Origin of the sequence: Robertmurraya massiliosenegalensis JC6, from assembly GCF_000311725.1 — a bacterium.
In the GTDB taxonomy this organism is placed as follows: Bacteria; Bacillota; Bacilli; order Bacillales; family Cytobacillaceae; genus Robertmurraya; species Robertmurraya massiliosenegalensis.
In genome coordinates this window covers 1-2,368 of record NZ_HE978530.1, presented here as the reverse complement: position 1 = coordinate 2,368, position 2,368 = coordinate 1, and the positions used below count along the sequence as shown (strand labels likewise).

Below are 2,368 nucleotides of genomic sequence, written 5' to 3'. Positions count from 1 at the left end.
GTAAGCCCGAATTATAAAAATAAGCGTACCTTTTCGGCACGCATGGCAAATAACCGTAAATCATGATTTTTTTATCAGAATTACGGTTATCTCACTTTATTTCCACAATCAGCTTGAATCATCCTTGACCAAGGCATATATAGATTTAAAATTTCCGGACTTTGATAGATATCTAGATTTGGTAACTCCGTCAGTAACTTCAATAGATATCGATAAAAATCGACTCCATTGGCTTTTGCAGTTTCTGCGATACTTAAGCAGATTGCGTTGGCTTTTGCACCAGCTTCACTAACAGAGTGGATCCAGTTTTTTCGACCAACCACACTTGGGCGGATGGCATTCTCGGCTGGATTATTATCAATTTCAATACGTCCATCATTTAAAAATGCCTTGAGTCCATTGGCCCTGTTCAATGTATATTCAGCGGCTTTCGCGAGTGCATTTTTGCCGTAAAACGGGGACGTTTCTACCCATTCAAGAAATTTATCTACAATTGGTTTCGAATATTTTTGACGTTTTTTTCTTCGTTTACTCGGAGATAAATGTTTAAATTTCCTTTCAAGACGATATAATTCGTCACAGTAATTCACACCAATTTGCCCATTTTTGCTGTCTGCTTTCAGCCAATAACGTCGAACGTGCGCAAAACAATTTGCGAAGGTAACGCCCTCCAATTTATCATAGGCAGAGTAACCATCACAAATAATCGTTCCCGAAAAGCCGTCAATGAAATCTTCAAGGACAGTTCGACCACGTGATAATGAGCTTTGAAATAGAGTTATTATTGGACCTTGGCTCTGCACACTTCGAAACACCCAATTATAAGCATTGGCTTGTCCAGTTTTGCCATCGGATCGGTTGATAATTTGCGCATAAGTCTCGTCGACATGCAAAACAGATTTAGCCATCATCAAATGTTTCATTCTTTCATAAACAGGTAATAACCAATCATGTGCTGCACGAATGACCCAATTGGAAAGATTCTTATCATTAGTATTCAAACCGTAACGTTCCCATTCCTTTACCTGGCGGTAAAGGGGTAAATACAGTGTGAATTTATCATAGATCAATTTGGCAAGGACGCTTGGACTCGCAATACTGCGTTGAATAGGAGGTTGTGGTGCTTTACCACGTTTAATTTGCGCCTTTTTTGACGTATCGCTTTTACAACTTTTACATTCATATGCGTGTTCGTAGTATTGAACTTTCTTCATTTTTGCAGGGATAAATTCTGCTTCTTCTCGCACCATTGTACTACCTATTTCAATCATTGGTCCCTGACAACAATCGCATTGCGTATTTTCTGGATGATGGTGAACTTCCTTTATCTCCACATCATCATTCAATGAATCATTTCGTTTTTTCTTTTGAATCTTGCGTACAACAGTATATAAAATCGTCTGTTGGCTTTGTTCTTCTGTGTGCTCAGATTCGCTAAAAGACGGGTCATCATCAAATAATGAACCTTGTCCATCGGGTACATTGTATTTCGATTTCTCCGTTTTTGATCCATATAATAGCTTGGTTAAATGGCGTACTTGGTCTGTTAACGCTTCAATCTGTTTTGATAAATCCCTGTTTTGTTGATTCGACTGTGCCAATTGCTCTTCAAGCACTCGAATCAATTTCTCGTATTGATTTTCATTCGTAGAAGAAGCGTTCGTCATACCCATTCACCACTTTTCGTTCGTTCTCGTTCCTTCTATTATAACGAGATAGGGCAGTGATATAAAGAAAAAATAAACTTAAAAAGTTCCTTTTTCCGATGGTTGAATGGCCTTTGGCTGCTGGATTGCTAAACCTTCAAGCAGCCAGCGAAGCTGCTTCTGTGAAAGATTGCGCACCGCTTGTTCATCTTTAGGCCATTGTAATTTTCCATTATCCAAGCGTTTGTAAAGCATGGCAAAGCCATCACCATCAAAATACAGACACTTATATCGGTCCTTCTTCCATCCTGCAAACAAGAAGATAGAATCGCCATATGGGTCAAGTTCGAAAGAATCTTGAATCAGTGTAGCTAATCCATCAATTCCCTTTCGCATATCAGTTTTTCCACAAATAATATAGATATTTTTCACATCCGTATAATCATGTTTCACCAATGTTTCAACTCCCTCATGATTGTTTGGATGATGTGCTCCTCTACACCGTTATAAAAGGAGACCTCAGCATTTGCCGTTTTGATCGTGCAGCTGCTAGAGGAACGTGTTACTGTAGGAGTCGGTGAGGGTGTACTTATATTTTCGCGATGAAGTGTAACGGGGACAATCGTTAATTTCTCTTGTGGCATTAGAAAAGCACCTCCTTTTAAATTGATACTTGTATCATATCAGGAGGCGCTGCATGAAAATATGCGTTGTTTGAATTC

The 2,368-nt window shown here is 39.0% G+C and carries 3 protein-coding genes; all 3 read right to left on the bottom strand.

What is annotated here, in order from left to right; translation table 11 throughout:
• Positions 1 to 86: 86 nt before the first annotated feature.
• Entirely contained in the window at positions 87 to 1,667 is a 1,581-nt protein-coding gene (gene tnpC, locus BMSHG_RS25495) for an IS66 family transposase (protein WP_019157281.1), read from the bottom strand.
• 78 nt (positions 1,668 to 1,745) lie between these two features.
• Positions 1,746 to 2,099: an IS66 family insertion sequence element accessory protein TnpB gene (gene tnpB, locus BMSHG_RS25490; RefSeq protein WP_026073626.1), complete on the bottom strand. Its 354-nt coding sequence runs from the start codon at positions 2,097 to 2,099 to the stop codon at positions 1,746 to 1,748.
• Positions 2,096 to 2,290, bottom strand: coding sequence for a hypothetical protein (locus BMSHG_RS25485; RefSeq protein WP_019157279.1), 195 nt, complete (start codon positions 2,288 to 2,290; stop codon positions 2,096 to 2,098). The genes tnpB and BMSHG_RS25485 overlap by 4 nt, the downstream gene beginning before the upstream one ends.
• Positions 2,291 to 2,368: the final 78 nt, after the last annotated feature.

Coding starts and splice junctions, on each gene's coding strand:
- tnpC (WP_019157281.1), bottom strand. CDS start 1,667: ATGACGAACGCTTCTTCTACGAATGAAAATCAATACGAGAAATTGATT.
- BMSHG_RS25485 (WP_019157279.1), bottom strand. CDS start 2,290: ATGCCACAAGAGAAATTAACGATTGTCCCCGTTACACTTCATCGCGAA.